The sequence below is a fragment of the Micromonospora sp. CNZ280 genome, from assembly GCF_011759515.1.
In genome coordinates, this window is sequence record NZ_JAAOYP010000005.1 from 730,602 (window position 1) to 756,533 (window position 25,932).

Consider the following 25,932-nt stretch of genomic DNA (forward strand, 5'->3'; position numbering starts at 1 on the left):
TGGGCTCGCCTTTCCCCCGACGAGCCCACCGCCGGCCGTCTCGACCGGGGGTGCAGGCATGACCGTGTACGTCTCGCGTAACGCGACGGCCGACCAGCCCCGGCGGCCCGAGCCCTCGTGCTCGTCTTCGCAGTGGCAGCTGCGGCCTGCTGATCCGCCGTTGCTTACCCATGTGTGGCGTCAGCTGTTCGAACAGCAGACCACAAAGGGTGATCGGCGGTGACCGGCCAGCAGCGCCGCCTCACGGCCCACCGGACCGTGCCGGCACGGCTTGAGCATCTGCCAATGCGTCGGCTGTGGCTGTGCCGCCGGTGCGGGCAGCCCTGGCCCTGCGGGGCGGCGAAGGCGGCTCTGGTGGTCGAGTACCGGGACAGCCTGGTGAGCCTGTTCCTTTACCTGGCCGGCTGCCTGCACGACGCGATCGACGATCTGCACCGGCTGAACCCGAGCGTGACGGGCAGCGCGGCGGACATGTTCGACCGGTTCCTCGGCTGGCCCGCCCGCCATATCCACGCCTACCGCGTCCGTACCATCACGGCCGTAAGGAACGAGGAGGCCTCGTCGTGAACGGCATCGGCCTCATCAACGCCACCGGCCAGCCGGCGATCGCCGGCAGCTTCCACACCCTGGTCGTGCAGCCGACGAGCTTCTGCAACCTCGACTGCACCTACTGCTACCTGCCCGACCGGAGATCCCTGCGCCTGATGAGCGGCGCGGTCGCGCAGGCTTGCGCCGAGTCGATCGCCCAGCAGAACAGCGGTTATCCGGTGAGTGTCGTGTGGCACGGGGGCGAACCCACCGCCACACCCACCGGGCTGTTCCGGGATCTGCTGGCCCCGTTCGAAGAACTGCGGCGCGCGGGGATGGTGCGTCACGAGATCCAGACGAACGCGACGCTGATCAACCGCCAGTGGTGCGAGCTGTTCGCCAGCCACGGCTTCGAGGTCGGGGTCAGCATCGACGGACCGGGCGCGTTGAACCGGAACCGCCTCGACCGGGCCGGCACGTCGACGGACGCCCGCACCCTGCGCGGCATGCAGACCTTGGCCGACGCGGGGCTGGGGTATTCGGTGATCTGTGTTGTGACACCGGAAACCATCGGCCACGCGGAAGCCCTCGTCGATTTCTTCACCGGCCTGTCTGGTTGCCAGTCGGTGGGCTTCAACATCGAAGAGCAGGAGGGCACCGACCGGGCACCGGTGTCGGATGATGCCGCGTATCGGTTCTGGAAGCACCTCATCGCACGTCGCGTCGGCGGCAGCCCGCTGCGGATCCGCGACGTGGACCGGCTGGCCGACTATCTCGCCGTCACCCGCGCCGGGCGCGTCGACCACGCGCCGTACGAGCCGATCCCGACCGTCTCCTGGGATGGGCAGGTGGTGCTGCTGTCGCCGGAGCTGCTCGGCATCACCGAGCCGCGATACGGCGACTTCATCGCCGGCAACGTCCTCCATCAGCCCATCACCGCCATGCTCGCCGGCGCCGGCGACCTGGACTACGTCGCCGAGTTCATAGCGGCCCTCAACGACTGCGCCGACCACTGCGCCTTTTACGACTTCTGTCGGGGCGCGCAGGCCGGCAACCGCTACTTCGAGCACGGGACGTTCACCGCCCGAGAGACGACCTACTGCCGAACCACCCGACAGGCCCTCGTCCGCGCAGCCGCGGACCACCTCACCCCGCAAGGAGAAGCACCATGACCAACGCACTCGCGACCCTCGTCAACGCCGCACCCGAGCAACTCTCCCGCCTCGGCGTCGACCCGGAGCGGTCGGTAGCGTCGATCGACGCGGCGAAGTTCGACAACCGTCCCACCTGGGATAACAAGGGTAAGTTCGACAGCCGACCCGGCTGGGACAACTGGAACAAGAAGAAGTAGCCCCCACCACGGGACGCGCGGGGTGGTGCCCACCCCGCGCCCACACAGGTTGAGGACACATGCGTACCACCACGATCGGCGACGTGAAGGTCCTGCTGCCGGACCTCGACCCGGATGACCTCGACACCACGACGAACCTTGCCGACGCCCTCACCGAGGCCCTCGTCGAGGGCGCAGCTTGGCACGGCGCGCAACTTGAGGACGTCACCATCCGCAGCAGCCTGATCACCGGCGTGGACCTCAGCGAGAGCACCTGGGAAGCCGGCAGCCTCTACGGCTGCGAGATCACCCGCACCGACTTCTCCGGCGCGACCCTGACCGGCATCACCATCGAACGGTGCGCGATCACCGACTCCCGTTTCACCGGCACCAGACTCACCGACGTACGCCTCAAGGACGTCCTGTTCGACGGATGCCGCTTCGACTACGCCACCCTCGACCGCGTCACCGCCGCCGGCTCGGTCGCGTTCACCGACTGCACTCTCACCAACGGCGCATGGTCGTCCTGCCGACTACCGCGCATCGCACTGCGATCCTGTGACCTCGCCGGCCTGGAACTAGACTCCTGCCACCTCGACGGCACCGACCTGCGGGGCAGCCGCCTCCACGGCCTCAAGACGCCGCTGGACAACCTGCGCGGCGTCACCCTCGGCGAGGACCAGGTTCCCGACCTCACCCAGCTGACCGTCGCCGCCCTCGACCTCACCGTCCGCAACAACTGAAGCCGAGGACGCATCGTGCTCGCTGAACCCAACGGCAGCCCGGACACGATCCTCGTCTGCATCCGGGGCAACTCCGGCTCAGGCAAGAGCAGCATCGCCCGCGAGCTACGACGCCGGCACGGCCGGGGCTGCGCCTTGGTCGAGCAGGACTACCTGCGCCGCATCGTGCTGCGCGAGAGGGACCTGTCCGGCGGCACGGCACCGGCGTTGATCGCGCAGACCGTTCGGTTCGCGCTGAAACCACGGCTATCACGTCGTGCTGGAGGGCATCATGCACACCAGCCCCTACCGCAGCACGCTGATCGCCCTGCAGGACGGCCACCGGGGCCGGTCGCTGTTCTGCTACCTCGACGTGTCCCTGCCCGAGACCCTCCGCCGGCACCTCACCCGCCCGCAGACCACCGAGTTCACCGCCGAGCACATGAGCGGCTGGTACGCCGCCCACGACGTCCTGGGCTGGCCCGACGAACTCGTCCTCCCCGAGACCACCGGGCTGAACGAGGCGGTCAAGGCCATCGCCGCTGCCGCCGGGCTACCCCAGACCGGACGCGACGACGACGTGCTTCCGAATGTTCCGTTCCCGTAGAGCAGCCCAACCGGCTCAAGCACAGCGATTGCGACGGCAACCAGCTTGTTCTACCGCGCCTGCATGAGCCAGCTCTCGATGACAGTGAAGTCGTGCTCGGTCAGCCCCCGACGGGGGTCGACCCGATGCAGGAGGGCCGGACCGTGGTGATGAGTCGACACCCACTGCTGATCGGCGAGGGAGATCTCGTCGTCGACCCAGACGAAGGGGCGTCCCTGCGCCCACTCGACCAGCCCACGGGTCTTCCAGTGCATGAGCCCGACCTCGTCGGAGTCGGGCCAGTCCACCACGGGCAGAGGCGGTAGCCCGAGCAGCGGCGCGAGCACGTCGTTCGCGTCGCTCATCCAGGTCGTCGCCCACACAAGATCACACGGCAGGGCCTCCAGCCGGCGGCCGTGTTCCGGATCGACCTTGTGCAGCAGGGGATGGGCATCGGCCGGTAGAGCTGGCGCCTCGGGGTGGCCATGCGGCATGCCCGGCCCAGCCGCCCTGGGTGTGCCGAACGGGATAACGGTGCCGTCCACGTCAAGGAACAGCAACGGACGCGGTGCAGGGACGGACCTGACCCAAGAGGCTAGCCCTCACCCCGCCAACGAGTACCTCCGTGCGCCTGCCCCAAGGCTATTCGTCGCGCCGGTGTTCCCGGCGGTCGGCACTCATGCGCCGCTGACGGCGACCACGGCAGGGCCGGCGCCGGATGCGTCTCACCGGGCCCTTTCCGCTCCGGCAGCGCTGTCGTGCCCGGACCAGGCCACCAGCACCCCGTGCTGCCCCTACCCTCCGCGCGAGTCGGAGCCTCTACCTCTTCGCCAGTTCGCGGATCTTCTCCTGCCCCCGCACGGAGACGTTCAGCGCGGCGAGCGCGCTTACGATGACATCGACGTTGAGCAGACCATCGGTTCGGAGGTCGTCCAACACATTGCGGGCGCGATCCTGATCGAACTTCGGGCCGTAGCCGTTGTTGCCGTAGAACTTCAAGCGGTCCAGGTGCTCGCGCAGCCGTTCGTCGAGTACGTCGGTCTCCCCGGTGAGCAAGTTGACGGCACCGGTGACCATCGCCCAGCCGCGCATAGGATTGGAGACGCTCTCCACCACACACAGCGCCGACCCCTGCGCCCTGGCGATCGCCAGGGCGAGCACCTCACTAGTGGGAACGTACGCCAGGACCGGGCCGCGGACGCCGGGCAACGAGCTGGACCGCGTGGTGAGGTGGTTGCGACCGCGGGTGAACCGGCTGAGCACCTGGCTGCCCGCACCGTTGTCGAACGAGTGGGTCACCAGAACGACGGTGCCGCCCGAGTGGGATGCTTCCGCATCCAGCCACCGCAGGGCCAGCGCTGAGGCGGTGTCCCAATCTCGTTCCGGATCGTCGTCCGGCACCCATGCCGCGCGGTAGGGGATCGACACTCCGGGTTCTGCAGTCATCTGACCATGGTGCTCGCTCCGGCCCGTGAGGGCTGGCTTCGCCACGTGCGCTGTCCGGATGTTGAATGCTGTCCGAAAGTCAGCTGCGATTGCCGCCGATCGTCACTGCTGCTGGGGTGGACAGCGCTGGCAAGCGTAAGGCACTGCTCGGGCTTTGGCGACGCTCCCAAGACGGGCCTTCACGCCCGCCCTGAAGGGCGCAGCACTGGCCCGCATTCCGGTAGCTGGTCCGTCAGCCGCGCTGCCAGCGGATCTCGCCGCCGACGACAGTGGTCAGCACCCGGGTGCGCAGCACCGCCTCCGGTGACTCCCGCAGGGGATCGGTGTCGACGGCGATGAAGTCGGCGAGCATGCCGGGCGCGAGGACGCCCTTGCGCTCCTCCTCACCGGCGGCCCGGGCCGCGCCGAGGGTGTGCGCGGCGAGCGCCTCGGCCATGCTGAGTCGCTGCTCAGGCTGCCAGCCGCCGGCCGGGGTCCCGTCGGGGCGGGTGCGGGTCACCGCCGCGTAGAGCGCGGGGAACGGGTTGGGGTGCTCCACCGGGGCGTCGGAGCCGAAGGCGAGCGGCACGCCGGCGTCCAGCATCCCCCGCCAGGCGTACGAGGCCAGGTCGTGCCCGGCGAGCAGGGTGTCCACCAGGTCGATGTCGCTGGTGCAGTGCACCGGCTGCATCGAGGCGACGATGCCCAGCCGGGCCATCCGGGGCAGGTCGCCGGCCCGCAGGTGCTGGGCGTGTTCGATCCGGTGCCGCAGCCCCGGCGTACGCCCGATCGCCTGGTAGGCGTCGATCACCAGGTGGTTGGCCTGGTCGCCGATGGCGTGCGTGGCCACCGCGATGCCGGCCTCCGCGGCCCGGCCGAACAGTTTGACCAGATCCTCGTACGGGGTGACCGCGATGCCGACGTTGCCGTGCTCGCCGGCGAACGGCTCGCTCATGTGGCAGGTGTGCGAGCCCAGCGCGCCGTCGCTGAAGATCTTCACCGGCCCGGTGCGGAACCAGTCGTCGCCCTGCCCGGTGCGGCGGCCCTCGGCGATCGCGGCGTCCAGGTGGCTCATCGGGATCGCCTTGTGCACCCGCAGCTTCAACTCGCCGGCGGCGCGCAGCTCCAGGTAGGCCGCCCGGCAGTCCTCGCCGTCGATGTCGTGCACGCTGGTCAGGCCGAGCGCCAGCAACTCCTCCTGCGCGGCGCGGAGCTGGTCGCGCAGGTCGGGGGAGACCATCAGGTCGCGCAGCGGCCGGCAGGCGGACTCGCGCAGGATCCCGGTCGGTTCGCCCTGCTCGTCCCGCACGATCTCCCCGCCCACCGGGTCGAGGGTGTCGGCGTCGATGCCGACCAGCCGCAGCGCGGCCGAGTTGGCCCACACCGTGTGGCCGTCCACGCTGGGCAGCGCGACCGGCAGCTCGGGGCAGACCGAGTCCAGCGCGTACCGGTCCGGCTGGACCGGCGGAGCCCAGGTGTTGCTGTCCCACCGGCCCCCGAACAGCCACCCGCCGGGTCGCAGCCGCGCCGCGTGCGCGGCCACCCGGGCCAGCGCATCGTCCAGCGAGCGCGCGTCCCGTAGGTCCACCGCGTCCAGGCTCTGCGCGTACTGCGCGGTGTGGATGTGGGCGTCGTAGAGGCCGGGGAGCACCGCGGCGCCGGCCAGGTCGACCAGCTCCGCCCCCGGTCCGGCGGCCGCGCGCACCTCGGCCTCGGTGCCGACGGCCAGCAGCCGCTCGCCGTCCACGGCCATCGCCTGGGCCAACGGGTTGGCGCGGTCGCCGGTGCGGATCGCGGCGTTGCGGTACACGCGGATGCTCATGGCACCTTCCGGGGTCGAGGGACGGGTGGCCCTCACTGTAGGAGGGGGAGCGGACAGCGGAAAGATCGCGATCCTCGGCCGTGGCCCGGCGGAGGCGCTCCTGCGGCCCGGGTTCGACCTGCGCCGGCACGCCTCGCGAGCCGGGTGCAGGGGCCGAGTTCGACGCACCCCATGCCGCTGCTGTCTCTTTTATCCTCGGGTCATGCGAGACCGGCGGGTGGTGCTGCTCTGGGCCGCGTTCGCGGTGACCGCGCTGGTGTCCACGCTGCTCGTGCTGCGCCGCGAGGACCGCCTCTCCGACCTGCACATCTACTACGGAGCCCTGGCCGACCTGCGCGCCGGCCGCCCGCTCTACGGCTACGTCGCGGACAACGGCGGCCCGTTCACCTACCCGCCGTTCGCGGCGCTGGTGCTGTGGCCGATCACCGCCGTACCGGAGGGCGTGGCGCAGGGGGTCTGGCTGCTGGCCACGTACGCCGCGGTGGTCGCCGTCGCCGTGCCGGTCGGCGCCGCCCTGACCGCCGGCCGGTCCCGGCGGGCGCTGGTGGTCGCGGCGGTGGCGCTCGGGCTGCTGCTCTCCGCGCCGGTGCAGAGCAACCTGCGCTTCGGGCAGGTCAGCATCTTCATCGTGCTGGCGGCGTTGCTCGACGGGATGGGCGTCGTGCCGGCCCGGCTGCGCGGGATCCTGGTCGGGGTGGCCGCGGCGATCAAGCTGACGCCGCTGTTGTTCGTGGTCTACTTCCTGGCCACCGGCCGGTGGCGGGACGCTGCCCGCGCGCTGGCCGCCTTCGTCGCCTGCGCTGCGATCGCCGCGGTGGTGCTGCCGACGGAGAGCTGGACCTACTGGGCCGGCACCATGCTGGAGACGTCCCGGATCGGCAACCTGGCCTCGCTGGGCAACCAGTCGGTGCACGGCATGCTGCTGCGCGTCGGCGTCGACGAGGCCGCCCTGCCGCTGGTGTGGGCCGCCCTGGTGGCCGCGATCTGCGCGGTGGCGCTGCTGCGCGCCCGGCACCTGGCCGCGCACGGCCGGCCGGGGCACGCGGCGGTGCTCGTCGGCTGCGCGACAGTGGCCGCCTCCCCGGTGTCCTGGACCCACCACCAGATCTGGCCGGTGCTCGCCGCCATGCTGCTGATCGGGCTCTCCGGCGTCGCCCGCCGGGTGGCCGGCGTCGCGCTGCTGGTGACCATGGTGGTGTCGCTCGGTGCCGTGCTCAGCCCGATCTCGACCCGGCCGGGCGTGCAGTTCCTCTTCGAGAACGCGCGCACGCTCGGCGTGTGCCTGCTCTGCCTGGCCGGGTTCGGCGGGGTGGCGGTCGCCGCCACCCGCACCGCCCGCACGGCGGCGCCGCGCCGGGCCTGGCTGCGGGTCGGCGTCGCGGCCGCCGCCACGCTGGCGTTCTTCGCCGTGCAGCCGCTACCCGCCGGCGCCGACCCCACCTTCAAGGCGTACGACCTCGACGACGTGGTCAACCCGCGGTACTTCTTCGTCTGCCGCGGGCCGGCCGAGTGCGCCGCCTTCGGCACCGGCGCGCCGGTCACCTTCGGCACCCGGGTGGAGAAGACCAAGGTGCGGGTCAACGGGGTGGTCGCCCCGCGGGTGGCGCGGCTGGCCTACTACTCGGCACCGGGCGGGGCGCCCCGGGAGATCCCGCTGCTGGCCGCGTACCCGGGCAGCCGGACGTTCTCCTTCCGGTCGGCGACCATGGCGCACGGGCGGCTGGTCGCGTACGCCGCCGACGGCCAGCCGATCGCCACGTACGACGAGGAACTCGCCGCCGCCTTCCGCGCCGGCCGGCCGTAGGTCTTCGGTCAGGACCGCTGGTGGGGCGCGGCGACCGGCCGGGTGCGGTGCACCCCGTCGCGCAACTCCTCGTCGGTCATGACGAGGTAGACCAGCGGGCAGTCCTGCGGGCCGGTCACGTCGAGCTGGCACAGGGTGCACGGCTCGCCGGGGCGAAGCGGGCACCTGGCGTCCGGCCTGGCGATACGGCTGCTCACGGACGCCAGCGTCGCTCCGCCGGTGACCGTCCCGGCAGGGCCGTTGGTCCCCCGACCCTGGTCGTGCCGGTCACACCGCGCCGGGCCCTCGTCGACGGTGTGCGGTCCCCGAGCCCGGTGGCCGGCCGGGCCGGGGCGGTCTGTCTGACCTCTTGTCAATGTAGCGTTGACAGGTGACCTCGGAGCTGGCCCGGTTGGCCGACCTGCGCGCCACCCGCGTCCGGCTGGACGAGCAGGAGCTGGAACTGATCGACCGGGCGCGCTACGGCGGCGCGACCTGGGCGCAGGTCGCCGCCGCGCTGGGCCTGGCCAGCCGGCAGGCCGCGGAGCAGCGCCGGCAACGCCTGGCAGCCGCCCGGTCGGCGCGCCGGCGCAGCCTCGACCTGCACTACCCGGAGGCGATCGCCACCATCCGGAGCGCCGTGTCCGACCTGCGGCGATGGATCGACACGGACCGGCGGTGGGACTCCCGGTTCCGCCGGGCGGAGCTGGTGCGCCGAACCGCCGAGGCGGCCCTCGACGCCCCGCCGGGCTCGCTCTACGCGCTGGCGCTGCTGATCGCCGCCGACCTCGCCGAGGCGGGGCGGGATCGCCTGCCCGCACCCGTTCGGACGGTCGCGGCTGCCCTCGACGCCGCGCTGTCAACAGCTCATTGACGACCGCCGCCAATGTTGCCTGTATCGCGCTCAAGACCTGAGGATGTGAGTCGTCCCGGCTCAACCTTGGAGGGGTCATGCGCCGCAATGCGGGCCTGTTCGTGGCGATCTCGTTGCTGTCCGGCTTCGGCAGCACCGCCATGGCCCTGGTGGCCGGCATCTGGATCCTCGACCTCACCGGCTCCACCAGTCTCGCGGCCCTCGCCGGCCTGTGCGTGTACGCCCCGGTCCTCGCCGGCCCGTGGCTGGGCGCCCTGCTCGACCGGGCGCCTCGCCGACCCTTGGTCATCGGCGTCAACCTGGCGTTGGCCGCCGTCCTGCTGAGCCTCCTCGCCGTCCGGGGCCCCGGGCAGACCTGGCTGCTGTTCGCCGTGTCGTGCGCCTACGGCCTCAGCTACGTGCTCATCGACGCGGGCGAGACGGCGCTGCTGCCGGCCGCCCTGTCGCCCGCCGAACTCGGCGACGTCAACGGGTGGCGCTCCAGCGCCCAGGAGGGCATGAAGTTGGTAGCGCCCGCGGCCGGCGCCGGCCTGTACGCCTGGCACGGCGGCCACGCCGTCGCCGTGCTCAGCGCGGCCATGCCGGTCCTGGTCGCGGGCCTGTACCTGGCGGTGCGACTGGTCCACACCCCACCCGACTCCCCGGCGCCCGAGCGGGGCAACCTCCGCGCCGGGCTCGCCGTGCTGGCCGGGCAGCGGGTGACCCGCGTGCCGGTGGTGCTGGCCGCGGTGTCGATCGCCATGTCCGGCTTCTCCACCGCGGCGTTGTACGCGATCGTCGTCACCGAACTGGGCCTGCCGACGACGTTCCTCGGCGTGCTGGTCAGCGCGCAGGGGGCAGGGTCCCTGGTCGGCGGCCTGATCGTCGGTCGGCTCATCGCCCGGCGCGGCCCGGTCGCCGTCGCGGTCGCCGGCACCGTGCTCTTCGCGGTCGGCTGCCTGGCGCGGTGCCTGCCGTGGTGGCCGGTCACGGTGGCCGCGTCGGTCGCCGCCGGTGTCGGCCTGCCCTGGACGCTGGTCGCGGCGGTGACCGCGGTGCAGACGCACACGCCGGCGGCGCTGCTCGGCCGGGTGGCCGGGACGGCGACCACCGCGATGTTCGGGCCGATCGCCGTGGCCATCCCGCTCGGCTCCGCCGCCGTCCACCTCGGCGGGCGGCCGCCGCTCATCGCGGCGGCGGTGATCTGCCTGATGTCGGTGGCGGTAGCCCACCGGAGCCGTCGGGCCGAAAGTTTCGAGGCCTCGGTCGACGCTCGTGCCGGCAGGATGGCGGAGCCCTCCTTGTGAAACATCAGCGGTAAAGGGGTGTTCGGGTCCGGGCGCGAGCCGCTACGGTGAGCGGAATTCTGACGCTGCCCGGCGACGATTTCCGGAAAGCTGCCGGGAGGAAACCTGAAGGAGTCGAACATGTCGACCGAGATCGCAGAGGTAGTCACCACCCGGTCGATCCGCAACCCCGTCCTCACCGGCTTCCACCCGGACCCGTCGATCCTGCGCGTGGGCGACGACTACTACCTGGCCACCTCGACGTTCGAGTGGTACCCGGGAGTGCGCGTGCACCACTCCAGGGACCTCGTGCACTGGCGTGCGCTGGGCGGGATCATCACCGAGCGTCGCCTGCTGGACCTGCGCGGGTGCGGCGACTCCAACGGGGTGTGGGCACCCGACCTGTCCTATCACGACGGCCTGTTCCACCTGGTCTACAGCGACGTCGCCAGCTTCGCCAGCGGCTACTGGGACGCGCAGAACTTCCTCGCCACCGCCCCCGACATCACCGGCCCCTGGTCGGATCCGGTCGCGCTGCACGCGCACGGCTTCGACGCCTCGCTCTTCCACGACGAGGACGGCTCCACCTGGCTGCTGTCCATGAGCGCCGACTGGCGGCCGGGACGCGACCGGTTCGGCGGCATCGAGATCCAGCGTTACGACCGCGCCCGGCGACAGTTGGTGGGAGACGCGAAGATCATCTTCACCGGTACGGACGCCGGCCTGACGGAGGCGCCGCACATCTACCGCCACGAGGGCTGGTACTGGCTGGTCACCGCCGAGGGCGGCACCAGCTGGGAGCACCAGGTCACCGTCGCCCGGTCGCGGGATCTGCTCGGTCCCTACGAGGTCGATCCGGCCGGGCCGCTGCTCACCTCCGTCGGCCGGCCGGACCTCGCGCTGCAGAAGGCCGGTCACGGCAGCCTGGTACGCACCCAGCGGGGCGACTGGTACCTCGCCCACCTCGTTGGACGTCCCTACACTCCGCTGGGCAACTGCGTGCTGGGGCGGGAGACCGCCATCCAGAAGGTCGACTGGCCGCGCGGCGGCTGGCCCACCATTCCCGGCGGCGTGCCGGCCACCGAGATCCCCGCCCCGGACCTGCCCGCCCATCCGTGGCCCGACGAGCCCGCGACCGACCACTTCGACGCGCCGCGGCTGGCCACCTGGTGGTCCACGCTGCGCCGCCCGGCCACCGCCGACTGGGTCGACCTGCGGGCGCGCCCCTCGCACCTGCGCGTCCACGGTGGCCAGTCGCCGGTCGGCAAGCAGGCGCCGAGTCTGGTCGCCCGGCGGGTCGGTGCGGCCCGCTGCTCGCTGGAGACGGTCGTCGAGTTCGACCCGGTCGACCACCGGCAGCTGGCCGGGATCACCGCCTACTACAACACCCTGAACTGGTACTACCTCTACCTGACCCGGGCCGACGACGGCCGGGTGGTGCTGGAACTGCTCAGCTCGGACAGCGGCCGACGGACCGCCTACCCGGAGCTCACCGTCGACGTCGGCGCCGCCGCCCGCGTCGGGTTGCGCGTCGAGTTCGACGGGCCGGCGCTGCGGTTCGGCTACGACCTGGGCGACGGCTGGCGCCAACTCCCGGTCGAGCTGGACGCCACCATCCTCTCCGACGAGCACGCCGCCGTGATCGTCGACGGCGAGCCGGCCGCGTGGGGTTTCACCGGCGCGCTCCTGGGGCTGTGGGTGCAGGACCTCGGCGGCGACGGGGGGTACGCCGACTTCGACCAGGCGACGTACCGCGAGCACTGAACCGCCGGGTCACCGCCGGACCGGGCCGCCAGTCGTGGCCCGGTCCGCGGCGCTCCTTTCCGGAAATCTTCCGTGTTGACACACCCCACATCGACTCCTAACGTTTCCGACCAAGTTCCGGTCGGAGTTCCGAAACTTCCGGCGTCGCGGCCGAAACATCGCCACGCCGGCCACCCTCGCATCCTTTGATCGCCCCGTCCGGCACCAGCGCGGAGTCCGTGCCCTGTTCGTCGGCGCCGGTCGCCGGGTCAGCCCGAAAGGAACGCAGATGAAGCTGAGACGGTGGATAGCCACCGGCGTGGTCGCGGTCGCGACCGTCGCGACGCTCAACGTCCTGCCCGCCACGGCGGGCCGCCCGTACGACCCCGCCGAGCAGAGCCTGCGTACGCTCGGCCAGCGACACGGCCTCCACATCGGCACCGCCGTCGACATGGCCGTCCTCAACGACCCCGCCGACCCGCGGTACCGCCAGCTCGCCGCGTCGGAGTTCTCCTCCGTGACCGCCGAGAACGCCATGAAGTGGGAGAGCCTGGAACCCACCCGGGGCAGCTACAACTGGGGACCGGCCGACGAACTCGTGGACTTCGCCCGCCAGAACAACCAGCGGGTGCGCGGCCATGTGCTGGTCTGGCACAACCAGTTGCCCGGCTGGCTGACCGGCGGCGTCGCCGACGGCTCGATCAGCAAGGAGGAGCTGCGCGCCCTGCTGAAGAAGCACATCACCACCGTGGTGAGCCGCTACAAGGGCAAGATCTGGCAGTGGGACGTCGTCAACGAGGCCGTCAGCGACCCGTGGGACAACCCGCCGACCCTGCACTACAAGGGCTTCTGGGCCCAGCACCTCGGGCCCGACTACATCGCCGACGCCTTCCGCTGGGCGCGCGCGGCCGACCCGAAGGCGCTGCTGTTCTACAACGACTACAACATCGAGGCGTTCGGCTCGGGTGACCCGGCCAACGACAAGACGCAGTTCGTCTACGACATGGCCCGGCAGCTGCGGGCCTCGGGCGTGCCCATCGACGGCATCGGCAGCCAGGGTCACCTCGGCACCCAGTACGGCAACTACGACACCCTCCAGGTGGCGGCGGCACTGAAGAAGTTCTCCGGCCTGGGCCTGGCCACCGCGTTCACCGAGGTCGACGTGCGCAGCCAGTTGACCGAGGGCGTCCAGGCCGGCGACCCCGCGGAGATCAACCCGCGGCTGCAGGCGTCCGCGGCCAACTTCAGCGTGCTGCTGCGCGCCTGCCTGGCCGACCGGCACTGCCTGTCGTTCACCGTCTGGGGCTTCACCGACAAGCACTCCTGGGTGCCCGGTTGGTTCAGCGACCCGCCGGAGGGCCTGGCCACCATCTACGACGAGAACTACCAGCCCAAGCGGGCCTACCAGGAGATGAAGGCCGACCTGATCTACGCCGGCCCGCCGTACGTCCTGCCGCGCGTCCCGCACCAGCCGCGCCGGTGAATCACCGGCGGAGGCGGGGCCGCACGGACCTTCCTGCTGGTCGTACAGCAGCGGGCCGTGCGGTCCCGCCGCCACCTCGACCAGGCCGACGCGCGACGCCGGGGTGCCGGTCGTGACCGGGACCGACGGCTCAGCCGCCGGCCGTCGTGGCGTGGGACAGCGGCACGGCCGGGCCGGGGCGGTACGGGGCGCAGGAGGCGCGGACGACCAGTTCGGTGGGCAGCCGGACGTGCGTGTCGCGCTCGACGCCGGCGATCAGGTCGACGAGCAGGCGCAGCGCCTCGGCACCCATGCGCTGCAGCGGTTGCATGATCGTCGTCAGTGGCGGGTCGACCAGCGCCGACTCCGGGACGTTGTCGAAGCCGATCACCGACAGGTCGTCGGGCACCGTGAGGCCCATGCTCCGGGCGACGTCCACGGTGGAGATGGCCGAGAGGTCGTTGCCCGCGAAGATCGCGGTCGGCCGGTCGGGGAGCGCCAGCAGCTCCGCGGCCGTGCCGGCGGTGCTCTCGATCCGGAACCCGCCGACGCGTACGAGCCGCTCGTCGACCGGCACGCCGGCGTCGGCCATGGCCTTGCGGAAGCCCGCCTCGCGCAGGCGCGCCGACTCGAGGTCGGGGCGTCCGCTGATGTGCCCGATGCGGCGGTGGCCGAGCGACAGCAGGTGTTCGGTGGCGAGCACGGCGCCGGCGAAGTTGTCGGAGTCGACCGTGGGCAGGCCGGACGGGCCGGTGTGCGGGTCGACGGCGACGACGTGGAAGCCCGGCTTGGTCTCGACCACGGTCGGCGTGACGATCACGGCCCCGTCGATGAGGGTTCCGGACAGCCGGGCCAGCGACCGGCGCTCCCAGCCGATCGCCGCGCCGCCGCCGTCGCCGCCGGAGTAGGCCAGCAGCTGGTAGCCGGAGCCGGCGACCTCCCTGGACGCCCCCTTGAGCAGTTCGGTGGAGAACGGCTCGAACTCGGCCACCAGGATGCCCAGCACGTTCGTGCGGTGGCTGCGCAGGCTCTGCGCCCCCAGGCTGGCCTCGTAGCCGAGCTGGCGGATCACCTGCTGGACGCGCTCCACGGTCGCTTCTGCCACGCCGTACCGGCCGTTCACGACCTTGGACACGGTCGCCACCGAGACGCCGGCCGTACGAGCCACGTCCGACATCTTGACACGCTGGGGAAACGCCACGCCGACGATGATAGAGGGCCCTCCGGACGTCGTCACCGGAGATTCGAAAACGTTATCGATAACGATTGACACTGAGTTACACGGCTGTAAAACTCGGCCACCAGCCGAGTATCGCGACTGACCAGTCGAGGAGACACCGATGGCGATGAAGCGCCGTGCGGGCGCCGTCCTAGCGCTGTTCCTGACCAGCGCACTCCTTGTCACCGCCTGCAACGGCGGCGACGACGAAGCCCCCGCCGAGAGCGAGCTCTACAAGAACCCGGTAACCCTGACGTGGTGGCACAACGCCTCCCAGGACGGGCCCGGCAAGACGTACTGGGAGAAGGTCGCCAAGGACTTCTCCGCGCTGCACCCGACCGTCACGATCCAGATCGAGGCGATCGAGACCAACCAGCTCCAGCGCACCCGGCTCCCCGCCGCGCTGCTCACCAGCGACCCGCCGGACATCTTCCAGGCGTGGGGCGGCGGTGAGATGCGCGAGCAGGTGGAGGCCGACTACCTGAAGGACATCACCGACCAGGTCAAGACGGAGGTCGCCAACATCGGCAGCGCGGCCGAGATCTGGCAGGTGGACGGCAAGCAGTACGGCCTGCCGTTCCGGATGGGCATCGAGGGCATCTGGTACAACAAGGACATGTTCGCGAAGGCGGGCATCACCACCCCGCCGACCACGTTCGAGGAGCTCAACGACGCGGTCACGAAGCTCAAGGCGATCAACGTCGTCCCGATCGCCCTGGGCGCCGGTGACAAGTGGCCCGCCGCGCACTGGTGGTACAACTTCGCGCTGCGCGCCTGCTCGGTCGACACGCTGAAGAAGGCCTCGGTCGACCTCGTCTTCGACGACCCGTGCTTCGTCAAGGCCGGCCAGGACCTGAAGACCTTCATCGACACCAAGCCGTTCCAGGCCAACTTCATCGCCACGCCGGGGCAGAACGACCCGACCAGCGCGAACGGCCTGCTCGCCAACGGCAAGGCCGCGATGGAGCTGATGGGGGACTGGAACCGGGGCACCCTGGAGACCGTCTCCGAGGACCCGGAGGCGCTCAAGAAGTTCCTCGGCTGGTTCCCGGTGCCGGCGATCTCCGGTTCGGCGGGTGACCCGAAGGCGGCCCTCGGCGGCGGCGACGGGTTCGCCTGCGCCAAGAACGCCCCGGCCGAGTGCGTCGAGTTCCTCAAGTACATCGTCAGCCCCGAGGTGCAGAAGGGCTACGCCGAGACCGGCACCGGCCTGCCCGTCGCCAAGGGCGCGGAGGACGGGGTCGCCGACCCCGCCCTGAAGTCCATCCTGGAGGCCACCTCCGGCGCGACCTACGTGCAACTCTGGCTGGACACCGCCTTCGGCAGCACCGTCGGCAACGCGATGAACGACGCGATCGTCGCCATCTTCGCCGGCAACGGCAGCCCCGAGCAGGTCGTCTCGGCGATGAAGGCGGCCGCGAAGAAGTGACCTCCACCAACCCGACCCTGAACCCCGCCGGCGGCGCGCTCGCGCCGCCGGCGGGTCCCCCGGCGGCCCGCCGCTCGTCCCGCGCGGCCGAGACCAGGCGCAAGTGGTACGAGATCATCGGGCTCACCACGCCGGCGATCGTCGTGTACGTGATGTTCGTGCTCGTGCCGATGGGCTTCGCGGTCTACTACAGCCTGTTCCGCTGGCGTGGGGTCGGGCCGCCGACCGAGTACGTCGGTTTCGACAACTACGTGCTGGCCTTCCAGGACCCGATCTTCCTCGACGCGCTGCGCAACAACGCGATCATCGTGATCGGGTCGCTCGTGATCCAGGGCCCCCTCGCGCTGGGCATCGCCCTGCTGCTCAACCGTCGCTTCCGCGGCCGCACAGCGTTCCGTCTGCTGGTGTTCGTGCCCTACGTGCTCGCCGAGGTCACCGTCGGCATCATGTGGAAGCTGCTGCTGACCGACAACGGGACGGTCGACGCGCTGCTGCGGTCCCTGGGGCTGGGCGGCCTGGTGCAGGCGTGGCTCGCCGACCTCGACATCGTCATCTGGACGATGCTGTTCGTCCTCACCTGGAAGTACGTCGGCTTCGCCATCATCCTGCTGCTCGCCGGTCTGTCGAACGTCCCGCCCGAGCTGACCGAGGCCGCCGCCATCGACGGCGCGGGCTGGTGGCAGACCCAGCGCCACGTCACGCTCCCGCTGCTGGGCCCGACGATCCGGATCTGGATGTTCCTGTCGATGATCGGTTCGCTGCAGACCTTCGAGGTGATCTGGGTGACCTCGGTGCCCGCGGTGCGATCGCTCGGCGCCTCCGCCACCATGGCGACGTACATGGTGGACAACGGCTTCTTCGCCCGGCTGTGGGGCTACGGCAACGCGGTGGCCGTGATCCTGTTCGTCATCTCGTTCGTCGCGGCGCTGCTGTTCCAGCGCTTCCTGCTCCGCCGGGACATCGAGGGCGCCATCACCGGGAGGGTGAACTGACCGTGGTGGCCAATCCAACTCCCTCCTCGAGCCGCCGCCCGGTGGCGTGGGGCACCCCGCTCACCTACGTGCTGGCGCTCGCCGTCGCGGCCGTGTCGATCACTCCGGTGGTCTACGTGATCGTCGGCGGCTTCCGCACCACCCCGCAGATCATCGCGGACCCGGCCGGCCTGCCCGATCCGTGGGTCGCGGACAACTACGTCCGGGTGCTGACGCAGAGCGACTTCTGGCAGCAGGCGGTCAACAGCGCGGTGATCGCCCTGGGCACGACGCTCGGCGTCGTGGTGCTCGGCGTCGGCGCCGCGTTCGTGCTCGCCCGGTACACCTTCCGCGGGCGCGAGGGGCTCTACACCTTCTTCACCCTCGGTCTGCTCTTCCCGGCCGGGGCGGCGATCCTGCCGCTCTACCTGATGCTGCGCGACCTGAACCTGATCAACTCCTACTACGCGGTGATCCTCCCGCAGGTCGCCTTCCAGTTGCCGCTCACGATCGTGATCCTGCGTCCCTTCCTCTCCGCGGTGCCCCGCGAGCTGGAGGACGCCGCCGCGATCGACGGTACCGGCCGGCTCGGGTTCCTCTGGCGCATCATGCTGCCGTTGTCGCGGCCGGCGCTGGTCACCGTCGGGGTCCTCGCGTTCGTGGCGAGTTGGAACGCGTTCCTGCTGCCGCTGCTCGTCCTCGGCGACGCCGAGCTGCACACCCTGCCGCTGGGTGTCCAGAACTTCTCAAGTCAATACACCTCGGACACCGCGGGAATCCTCGCCTTCACGTCGCTGGCGATGCTGCCGGCCCTGCTCTTCTTCACGCTGGCTGAGAAGCAGATCGTCGGCGGCCTGCAGGGCGCGGTCAAGGGATGAGCGACAGCGGTACCAGCACAACGAAGGGGAAGCACATCATGACTGAGGTTCGCGGTGCGGTGGGTGGGTCGGTGCCGGCCCAGGCGGATCCGGACCACGACCTGCCGGACGGGCGCGACGGCGAGGCGCGCCTTCGCGAGCTGCTCGGCCGGATGACGATCGAGGAGAAGGTCGCCCAGCTGGTCGGCTTCTGGGAGAAGGAGGACGGCGAGGCCGTCGCACCGCTGCAGGGCGAGTTCGGCGACAGCAGCAAGCTGGAGGACTTCTCCCGGCACGGGCTCGGCCACCTCACCCGGCCGTACGGCACGCGTCCCGTCGACGCCGCCGCGCGTGCGTCCTGGCTGTGGAAGTTCCAGTCGGACCTGGTGACCGGCACCCGGCTCGGCATACCGGCGATCGTCCACGAGGAGTGCCTCACCGGGCTCTCGGCGTGGAAGGCCGCCACCTTCCCCACCCCGCTGGCCTGGGGAGCCGCCTTCGACCCCGAGCTGGTCACCGAGATGGCGGCGGCGGTCGGGGCGTCCATGGGGTCCCTGGGCATCCACCAGGGACTCGCCCCGGTGCTCGACGTGATCCGTGACCCGCGCTGGGGCCGGGTCGACGAGTGCATCGCCGAGGACCCCTACCTGGTCGGCACCCTCGGCACGTCGTACGTGCGTGGCCTGCAGTCGCAGGGGGTGCACGCCACCTTGAAGCACTTCGTCGGCTACTCCGCCTCGCGCGCCGGGCGCAACTTCGCCCCCGTGCACGCCGGTCCGCGGGAGGTCGCCGACGTGCTGCTTCCGCCGTTCGAGATGGCGATCCTCGACGGCAACGCACGCTCCGTCATGCACTCCTACGCCGAGATCGACGGCGTGCCCGTCGCCGCCGACCCGACGCTGCTCACCGGCGTGCTGCGGGACAGGTGGGGCTTCGACGGCACGGTGGTGGCCGACTACTACGGGGTGGCGTTCCTGAACCTGCTGCACCACGTGGCGGGCGACCACGCGGAGGCGGCCGTGCAGGCGTTGACCGCCGGTGTCGACGTCGAGCTGCCGACGGGCGACGCCTACCTCGCCCTGCGGGAGGCGGTGCGGGCCGGCACGCTGGACGAGGCGATCGTCGACCGGGCGGTGCTGCGGGTCCTGCGGCAGAAGCTGGAACTCGGGCTGCTGGACGCCACCTTCACGGACGAACCGCCTCAGGTGGTCGACCTCGACTCGCCGGAGCACCGGGCGATCGCCCGCCGCCTCGCCGAGGAGTCGATCATCCTGGTCGCCAACCGGGACGCGCTTCCGCTGCCCGCGGGCCGGCGCGTCGCGGTCATCGGCCCGAACGCCGACCGGCCCGGTGCGCTCTTCGGGTGCTACTCCTTCCTCAACCACGTCCTCGTCCAGCATTCCGACGTGGAGACCGGTATCGAGATCCCGACTGTCCTCGACGCGATGCGCACCGAGTTCGGCGCCGATCTCGTCACCTCCGCACGCGGCTGCGAGGTGGACGACGACGACCGGTCCGGTTTCGAGGAGGCCGTCGCGACGGCGGCCGCCGCGGACGTCGCCGTGCTCGTCGTCGGCGACCACGCCAGCCTCTTCGGGCGCGGCACGGTCGGCGAGGGCTGCGACCGGGACGACCTGGAGCTGCCGGGCGTCCAGCGCGAGCTCGTCGAGGCGGTGCTGGCGACCGGTACGCCGGTCGTCCTCGTGCTGCTCACCGGCCGGCCGTACGCGGTCGACTGGGCGCTGGCCCGCTGCGCGGCGGTGGTGCAGGCGTTCTTCCCGGGCGAGGAGGGCGCCGGGGCGATCACCGGGGTGCTGTCCGGGCGGGTCAACCCGTCGGGCAAGCTGCCGGTCAGCCTGCCCCGGTCGGCCGGGGCGCAGCCGTACTCGTACCTGCACCCCACGCTCGGCGAGGGCAGCGAGGTGACCAACCTGCCCACCACGCCCGCGGCGCCGTTCGGCCACGGCCTGTCCTACACGACGTTCGAGTACACCGACCTGACCGTGCCGGCCACGGTGCCGACCGACGGGGCGCTGCCCGTGACCGTACGCGTGACGAACACCGGCGCGGTGGCCGGCGACGACGTGGTCCAGCTCTACGGCCGTGACCTGGTGGCCTCGGTGACCCGGCCGGTGGCGCAGCTGCTGGGCTACCGGCGGGTCCGGCTGGCGCCGGGCCAGTCGGTCACTGTCGAGTTCACGGTGCCCACGACGCGGCTGGCCTTCTCGGACCGCACGCTCACCCGGGTCGTGGAGCCCGGTGACGTCGAGGTCTGGGTCGGTACGAGCGCGCGACGGGACGCCCAGGCGCTGACCACGCTGGTCGGTGACACCGTGCCGGTCACCACCGCGTCCGCGCGGTGGACGACGTCCGGGATCAGCTGAGGTCCGCCCGCCGGTCGTCCGTGACGGACGGCCGGCGGGCGCCGTCCGGGGATTTTTCCCGGGAGCAGCTGGGCGAGCCTTCCCGCGGTCGGCCGGCGACCGTGGCGCGCGGCCGAGTGGCACTGGTGTGCCCGCGACCGGCCAGATCCTCGCGGAACCTCGCCGGCGGTCGGTGATCTGACTCGACCGATGGCTTTACCTACCCGTCCCGGCGGCGGACGATGAGCCTTGCGAGACGTGAATGCGCTGCTCATCCCTTGTCTGCCCGGCATGGCGCCGGCGATAGCCGGCAGATACCTCCGCAGGGCGAGCCACGACCGGAGTCGGCCTGACGCGATCGCTACCGACGCTGCGCGGAGGTCACCATGGCCGAGATACTCGTCGTGCACGGCACAGTCCGGCCCCGGGCGACCGGAGGGTCGGTGGAGGGCTACCGCGTGCAGGTCGGTCTCCGGGCCGAACGGACGCTCGGCGACGAGGTGCTCCGGTTCCCCGTCGTCGGCTCGGCGCGGCTGCCCGCGGACGGCGAGTTCCGGATCGAGGTCAGGCCGGACGGCGTCCCGGTCGACCCGGTGGAGATTTCCGTGGCGGCCGCGACCGGTGTCGAGGTCCACCGGCTGCGCCGCTCGCTGGAGCAGTTGGCCAGACCACTCCGGTTGCGGGTCCAGACCGTCGACCGGGTCGAGGTCGTGCCCAGCGACGAGCCCAACCTGGGTGCCCGCACCCGGATCACCGGCCAGGTCGTCGACCAGGAGGGCCGGCGGGTTCCGCCCGACCTGCCGGTGGTGATCTGGGGCGTCGACCCGGCCGGCGAGCCCGACACCGCTGGTGACCGACCGGCCCGGCCCCTGGTCATCACCGCCACCCGGTCCGACGGCCGGTTCGGTGCGGACTGGGTCGACGACGTGCTGGTCTCGGCGTCCGGCAGCGTCGTCGGGGGAGTGCGGCAGCCTGTGCCACTGGCCGCCGACGGCCGGCTGCCGCAGGCGATCCTGCTGGTCGTCGACCTCGACGACGACGAACTGCCGGACGACGACTGCGGCTGCTCCGCGACGCCGCCCCGAGTGCCGGACCAGGCCGATCTGACCGGCAGCCCGGAGGCGTTCTCGCAGGACCTCGGCGGCGGCTGTGTCGATCTCACGATGCCGAACCGGGTCATCGAGGAGTTCGCCTACTTCCAGGTGGTACGGACCTCGGAGCCGCGGGTGGCCGGGCTGACCCTGAACCCGCGCCGGGCCGTACCGTCGGATCTGCTCGCCGACCTGCTCGGCGTGTCGATCGCGGCGCAGGCCCTCGGGCTGACCCGGCCGACGTCGGTGGCCCTGCAGACCACGAACCTCACCCTCGACGTGCACGCGGCGCGTTCGCTGGTTCGCACCGACCGGCCGCCGAGCGTCGCCGCGATCACCCGCGCGGCGTGGCTGTCGGAGGTGACCGCCACCACGGACATGATCGACGCCGGGCTGCGGACAGCGTCGGATCGGACGATCCTCGACGCCGAACACGCCATCGACTGGGACTACACGCCGCGGATCCACCCCGCGCTGGATATCGCCTACGGCCATCTGCTGCAGTTCCGCGAGGTCTGGCGCGCCGACGGGTACTCCCTCGGCGACCTGCTCTACTCGCTGCCGCTCGCGCCCGGACAGCGCCGCCAGGTCGCGGTGGTCGACTGGGACCGGCGCACGTCGTCGGCCCGGGAGGAGCGGCTGGAGTACGAGGAGCACCTCGACGCGCTGCTCAGCCGCGACCGGGCCGTGCTGGAGATGGTCGGCACCGACCTGCACGAGGAGATCTCGGCCGGCTCGCGCAACACCACCTGGGGGGTCGCCGGCGGGCTCGGCGCCGGCTTCATCGGCAGTGGTTTCGGCATCTTCGGCGGCGTCGCCGGCGGCACCAGCGGGTCCAGTTCCTCATCCTGGCAGGACGCCGCGCGGACGTTCGCCGGCGATTCCATGCAGCAGTTGCGGGACCGGGTGTCCCAGCGCAGTTCGGCGCTGCGCAGCCAGCGCTCGTCGGTGGTGCAGAGCGTCAGCCAGGGGGAAACGCTGCGGGCCGAGACCGAGGTGGTGGCCAACTACAACCGGTGCCACGCGATGACGGTCGAGTACTTCGAGGTGCTGCGGCACTTCCTCGTCACCCATGAGCTGGCGGACGTGCGCGAGTGCCTGTTCGTGCCGCTGCCGCTGGCGCCCTTCGACCGGGCGAAGGTGCTGCGCTGGCGCGAGGTGCTGGGACGATTCCTCCGCAGGGGCGAGCTGCGCGGCGGCTTCGACGCCATCGAGCGGATCGCCGACAACTGGGTGGGCTGGGACTTTCCGGTGGCCCGCTACAGCGAGGAGGCGCCCGAGTCGATCGAGGGCGAGTTGCGGATCAGTTTCCTGCTGCCCCGCCCGCGCGACGCCGCCGACGGTCGGTACCAGGTCGACATGTGGCGGCCGCTGGCGCCGTTCCTGAACGTCGACACCCTGGAACTGTTCACCGCCAAGCTGAACGAGCGGACCGCGCGCGAGCGGGACCGGATCTTCCGTACCGAGATCGCGCCCGGCATCGCCGAGCGGCTGGTGCAGCGGCTGCGGCTGGCGTTCGTCGGGCCCGACGGTGGCGAGTCCGAGGTGCCGGTCGACGCCACCCTGGTGTCGCGCTACGCCGAGAGCGTGCCGCTGTACGTCACTGTCAACCAGGCCGGGGCGGTGCCGGGCGTCCCGCGTGACGACATCGCGCACGTCAAGATCTGGTACGACGGACCGCCGCTGCCGCCGGACGCCCAGGTGATCGTGCACTCCGGCCGGTTGCGCTACCGGACGCCGCACCTGTCGGCCGTGCTCTTCGACGACGCCCGGATCATCGACGACATCAAGCTCGGCGACGCCGTCGTGGTCGCCGCGCCGCTGTCCCAGCGCGAGCTGCGGAACCCGCGGCAGGAGGACGTGAAGCTGGCCGACCTGCTGGTCGCCCACCTCAACGACCACCTCGAGTTCTACCACCAGGCGATCTGGATGAGCCTGGACGCGCAGCGCCGGTTCATGCTGCTCGACGCGGTCGAGGTGCCGGGGTTGGGTGGCCGCAGCGTGGCCAGCCTGTGCAGCAACCAGCTCATCGGCATCGTCGGCAACAGCCTGGTGCTGCCGGCGGCGCCCGGGCTGCGCCTCGACCCGACGCTCACCGAGGCCGGCGGCGACGTGGCCCCCGTGCCGCTGGTCAACGCGTACGCCGCCCCGCCGGCGCCGCCGCTGCGGGTCAGCGTGCCGACCCGTGGCGTCTTCGCCGAAGCCGTCGCCGGTTCGTGCAACGCCTGCGAGAGCGTCGACGACACCCGCTACTGGCGGTGGAGCACCGACGGTCAGCTCGAGCTGCCGGAGATTTCCCCCGTCTCCACCGAGAGCCGGGCCGGTACGGAGCCGGACCTCACCCCGACCCCGCTGCCGGCGCCGCTGGTGCAGATCCAGAACGCGCCCGCGGTGCCCGATCCGGTCGGCCTCCGGGCCGCCTTCGAGCTGCTCTCCACGCCGGGCCTGTTCCAGGACGTCACCGGACTGGAGGGCACCCAACGCAACGCCGCGGCCGCGTTCGAGGCGTCACTGTCAGCCGCTTCCGCGCTCGGCGACGAGGCGGCGAAGCTCGCCAGCCAGCAGGAGCTCGGTCGCAACGCGGAGCGGATGCTGGACCGCATCAACCAGGCGCGGGGCGACGGCCTGCTCAGCCAGAGCGAGGCGCAGGAGCTGGCCTCGTCCGCGCTGCGCGGCCTGGTCGGCGAGCCGCGGCCGGGCGCGCAGGGCCCGACCACGGACCCGGTCGTCGATGACGTGATCGACAAGGCGGCGCAGGGCGCGAAGGCCGACATCAAGGTGAGCAGCCCCAGCGAAACCGTGGAGGTCAGCTTCGCCGACGAGCGGGGCGTCGTCGGCGCCGGGCTCATCCCGTCGCCGCCCCTGGAGCTGTTCCACCAGATTCCGCAGGTGGTGGTCGTCGAGCCGTGGTGGGAAACCAGCATGACCCCCTTCGTGATCGACACGTACGACACCCTGAAGGCTCTCCTCGGCAACCACCTCGAGAAGCCGGAAGCGGCCGGGCTGATCGAGCAGGATCCGCTCGATCCGACGAAGTACCTCGTCGAGCGGCGGCTGCGGATCGTGTACCCGGCCGACGCCGCCACGCCGACCCGGGTGGCCGGGACCGGCCGGCTGCCGGTGGCGGTGATCCTGCACGGGCAGTCGGTCCCCGGCAGGCTCATCCCGAGTTTCAACGGATACCAGAAGCTGCAGGAGGAGTTGGCCCGGCACGGGATCATCTCGGTCTCGGTCGACACCAATGTCGCGAACCTCTTCGACTCGATGATCGAGATGCGGACGCAGATGGTGCTCGGTGCGCTGGACGCGTTGCGGACCCTGGATGCGAACCCGTCGTCGTCGCTGCACCAACGGGTGGATTTCGACCGGGTCGCGCTGATGGGGCATTCCCGCGGCGGCGACGCCGTTATCCGGGCCGCCCGGAGGAACAGCGTCCGCCCGCCGGCCACCCGGTACGGCATCCGGGCCGTGTGCGCGCTCGCCCCGACCGACCTCGCGTTCGGCAAGCCGGAGGAGGTGGCGCTCGGCAGGAGTGACACGCCCTTCTTCGCCGTCGTCTACGGCGCGCGCGACGGCGACGTGGCGGGCGGTCGAGGTGCGAGGTACTACGGGGGGACCGGGTTCCGTCACTACGATCGCGCCACCTGCGACAAGGCGATGGTCTTCATCGACAACTGCAACCACAACCGGTTCAACTCCGAATGGTTCAAAGCCGGCGATGACACGGGCCTGTTCCCGGATCTTCTCCTGTCCGCCGCGGATCACGAGAAGCTCGCCGACGAGTACATCGGCGGGCTGTTCCGGTGGCGACTGCTCGGCGATGCGAAGCCGAAGGGGCTCTTCGACGGCACCGCCGCCAACACGCTCGGCGCGGGGGTGTCGTTGCAGTGGTCGTTCGGCAGCCAGATCCAGGTCCTCGACGACATGGAGGACCCGGTCAAGCCGCGCACTCTCACCGGTGGCTCCATCGACCCGTTCCCGGACGTCCTGATCGGCGCCCGGTCACTGGACAAGGCGACCAACCACGTGACCACGATCCTCGTCCTTGAGCCACCCGGGCCGGCCGGCTCGGCCTACTCCATCGCCCTGCGGCCGGGGGAGTCGGACTGGTCGAGCTTCGACGCACTGACCTTCGGTGTGGGCGCCGACTACGACCTCAGCAGCCAGGACACCATCGACGCGGGGCAACTGCCGGCCTTCAGCGTGATCGTCACCGACGCGGACGGGGCCAGCACGACGATCAACGCGTCGGCCCTCAACGGACCGCTCGTTCCCCGACGACCCGTCTGGCACTGGACAACGGGGAACTCCTCCGTTCTGCGCCTGGAGACCATGACCCTCCCGGTGGACAAGCTCACCGGCATCAACCCCGCCCGGGTCGCACAGGTCGGCCTGAGAGCGGCGCCCGGCATGCTGCGGCACCTGTTCTTCGACTCCCTCCAGCTCGTGCGGCACTAGGAGC

At 71.4% G+C, this 25,932-nt stretch carries 20 protein-coding genes and 1 pseudogene; 16 read left to right on the forward strand and 5 right to left on the reverse strand.

The window, feature by feature from the left end; all coding sequences use genetic code 11:
* Window positions 1-58 precede the first annotated feature (58 nt).
* The 6 genes and pseudogenes from amcA (FHX32_RS35625) (at window position 59) to FHX32_RS35630 (ending at window position 3,187) form a co-directional block, all read left to right on the forward strand.
* Window positions 59-223: a multiple cyclophane-containing RiPP AmcA gene (amcA, locus tag FHX32_RS35625; protein WP_342447630.1), complete on the forward strand. Its 165-nt coding sequence runs from the start codon at window positions 59-61 to the stop codon at window positions 221-223.
* Entirely contained in the window at window positions 220-567 is a 348-nt protein-coding gene (locus FHX32_RS33880; protein ID WP_109899315.1) for a hypothetical protein, read from the forward strand. Before amcA (FHX32_RS35625) ends, FHX32_RS33880 begins: the two co-directional genes overlap by 4 nt.
* Window positions 564-1,700 carry a cyclophane-forming radical SAM peptide maturase AmcB gene (gene amcB / locus FHX32_RS33885; protein ID WP_109899316.1) on the forward strand — a complete coding sequence of 379 codons (1,137 nt, stop codon included), beginning with the start codon at window positions 564-566 and terminating at the stop codon, window positions 1,698-1,700. Before FHX32_RS33880 ends, amcB begins: the two co-directional genes overlap by 4 nt.
* Window positions 1,697-1,879 (forward strand): multiple cyclophane-containing RiPP AmcA, encoded by a 183-nt coding sequence (amcA, locus tag FHX32_RS33890; RefSeq protein WP_109899317.1) that lies wholly within the window; start codon window positions 1,697-1,699, stop codon window positions 1,877-1,879. Before amcB ends, amcA (FHX32_RS33890) begins: the two co-directional genes overlap by 4 nt.
* 59 nt (window positions 1,880-1,938) lie before the next feature.
* A complete protein-coding gene (locus tag FHX32_RS33895; protein WP_109899318.1) occupies window positions 1,939-2,601 on the forward strand; it encodes a pentapeptide repeat-containing protein in 663 nt (220 codons plus the stop codon).
* A 15-nt stretch (window positions 2,602-2,616) separates the two neighbouring features.
* A pseudogene (locus FHX32_RS35630) lies at window positions 2,617-3,187 on the forward strand (kinase).
* A gap of 50 nt (window positions 3,188-3,237) precedes the next feature.
* Here FHX32_RS35630 and FHX32_RS33905 read toward each other — a convergent pair.
* The 3 genes from FHX32_RS33905 to FHX32_RS33915 form a co-directional block, all read right to left on the reverse strand.
* Window positions 3,238-3,726, reverse strand: coding sequence for an HAD domain-containing protein (locus FHX32_RS33905; protein ID WP_167192142.1), 489 nt, complete (start codon window positions 3,724-3,726; stop codon window positions 3,238-3,240).
* Window positions 3,727-3,985: 259 nt separating this feature from the next.
* Window positions 3,986-4,612, reverse strand: a complete 627-nt coding sequence (locus tag FHX32_RS33910) for a hypothetical protein (protein ID WP_146228044.1) — start codon at window positions 4,610-4,612, stop codon at window positions 3,986-3,988.
* A gap of 232 nt (window positions 4,613-4,844) precedes the next feature.
* Window positions 4,845-6,413 carry an amidohydrolase gene (locus tag FHX32_RS33915; protein ID WP_109899321.1) on the reverse strand — a complete coding sequence of 523 codons (1,569 nt, stop codon included), beginning with the start codon at window positions 6,411-6,413 and terminating at the stop codon, window positions 4,845-4,847.
* A 202-nt stretch (window positions 6,414-6,615) separates the two neighbouring features.
* Between FHX32_RS33915 and FHX32_RS33920 the strand changes: the two genes are divergently transcribed.
* On the forward strand, window positions 6,616-8,217 hold the full coding sequence (locus FHX32_RS33920; protein WP_167192144.1) for a glycosyltransferase 87 family protein: 1,602 nt from the start codon (window positions 6,616-6,618) through the stop codon (window positions 8,215-8,217).
* An 8-nt stretch (window positions 8,218-8,225) separates the two neighbouring features.
* Here the strand turns inward: FHX32_RS33920 and FHX32_RS33925 are convergent, their stop codons facing one another.
* Window positions 8,226-8,414 carry a DUF6767 domain-containing protein gene (locus tag FHX32_RS33925; RefSeq protein WP_109899323.1) on the reverse strand — a complete coding sequence of 63 codons (189 nt, stop codon included), beginning with the start codon at window positions 8,412-8,414 and terminating at the stop codon, window positions 8,226-8,228.
* A 173-nt stretch (window positions 8,415-8,587) separates the two neighbouring features.
* Between FHX32_RS33925 and FHX32_RS33930 the strand changes: the two genes are divergently transcribed.
* From FHX32_RS33930 to FHX32_RS33945, 4 genes are all read left to right on the forward strand, one after another.
* Window positions 8,588-9,070 (forward strand): hypothetical protein, encoded by a 483-nt coding sequence (locus FHX32_RS33930; protein ID WP_109899324.1) that lies wholly within the window; start codon window positions 8,588-8,590, stop codon window positions 9,068-9,070.
* Window positions 9,071-9,147: 77 nt separating this feature from the next.
* The gene (locus FHX32_RS33935) at window positions 9,148-10,356 is read left to right on the forward strand and encodes an MFS transporter (protein ID WP_167192146.1); all 1,209 of its coding nucleotides are present in this window, start codon (window positions 9,148-9,150) and stop codon (window positions 10,354-10,356) included.
* Window positions 10,357-10,476: 120 nt separating this feature from the next.
* Window positions 10,477-12,099: a glycoside hydrolase family 43 protein gene (locus FHX32_RS33940; RefSeq protein ID WP_167192148.1), complete on the forward strand. Its 1,623-nt coding sequence runs from the start codon at window positions 10,477-10,479 to the stop codon at window positions 12,097-12,099.
* 268 nt (window positions 12,100-12,367) lie between these two features.
* On the forward strand, window positions 12,368-13,561 hold the full coding sequence (locus FHX32_RS33945) for an endo-1,4-beta-xylanase (RefSeq protein ID WP_109899327.1): 1,194 nt from the start codon (window positions 12,368-12,370) through the stop codon (window positions 13,559-13,561).
* Between the two features lie 130 nt (window positions 13,562-13,691).
* Here the strand turns inward: FHX32_RS33945 and FHX32_RS33950 are convergent, their stop codons facing one another.
* Window positions 13,692-14,741: a LacI family DNA-binding transcriptional regulator gene (locus tag FHX32_RS33950; protein ID WP_109899328.1), complete on the reverse strand. Its 1,050-nt coding sequence runs from the start codon at window positions 14,739-14,741 to the stop codon at window positions 13,692-13,694.
* Between the two features lie 139 nt (window positions 14,742-14,880).
* Between FHX32_RS33950 and FHX32_RS33955 the strand changes: the two genes are divergently transcribed.
* From FHX32_RS33955 to FHX32_RS33975, 5 genes are all read left to right on the forward strand, one after another.
* The gene (locus FHX32_RS33955) at window positions 14,881-16,188 is read left to right on the forward strand and encodes an ABC transporter substrate-binding protein (RefSeq protein WP_109899329.1); all 1,308 of its coding nucleotides are present in this window, start codon (window positions 14,881-14,883) and stop codon (window positions 16,186-16,188) included.
* Entirely contained in the window at window positions 16,185-17,180 is a 996-nt protein-coding gene (locus tag FHX32_RS33960) for a carbohydrate ABC transporter permease (RefSeq protein WP_109899330.1), read from the forward strand. Before FHX32_RS33955 ends, FHX32_RS33960 begins: the two co-directional genes overlap by 4 nt.
* Before the next feature lie 41 nt (window positions 17,181-17,221).
* The gene (locus FHX32_RS33965) at window positions 17,222-18,037 is read left to right on the forward strand and encodes a carbohydrate ABC transporter permease (RefSeq protein ID WP_486481466.1); all 816 of its coding nucleotides are present in this window, start codon (window positions 17,222-17,224) and stop codon (window positions 18,035-18,037) included.
* 38 nt (window positions 18,038-18,075) lie between these two features.
* Window positions 18,076-20,400 (forward strand): beta-xylosidase/alpha-l-arabinosidase, encoded by a 2,325-nt coding sequence (locus tag FHX32_RS33970; RefSeq protein WP_109899331.1) that lies wholly within the window; start codon window positions 18,076-18,078, stop codon window positions 20,398-20,400.
* Window positions 20,401-20,765: 365 nt separating this feature from the next.
* Window positions 20,766-25,928: a poly(ethylene terephthalate) hydrolase family protein gene (locus FHX32_RS33975; protein WP_109899332.1), complete on the forward strand. Its 5,163-nt coding sequence runs from the start codon at window positions 20,766-20,768 to the stop codon at window positions 25,926-25,928.
* The last annotated feature ends 4 nt before the right edge of the window (window positions 25,929-25,932 follow it).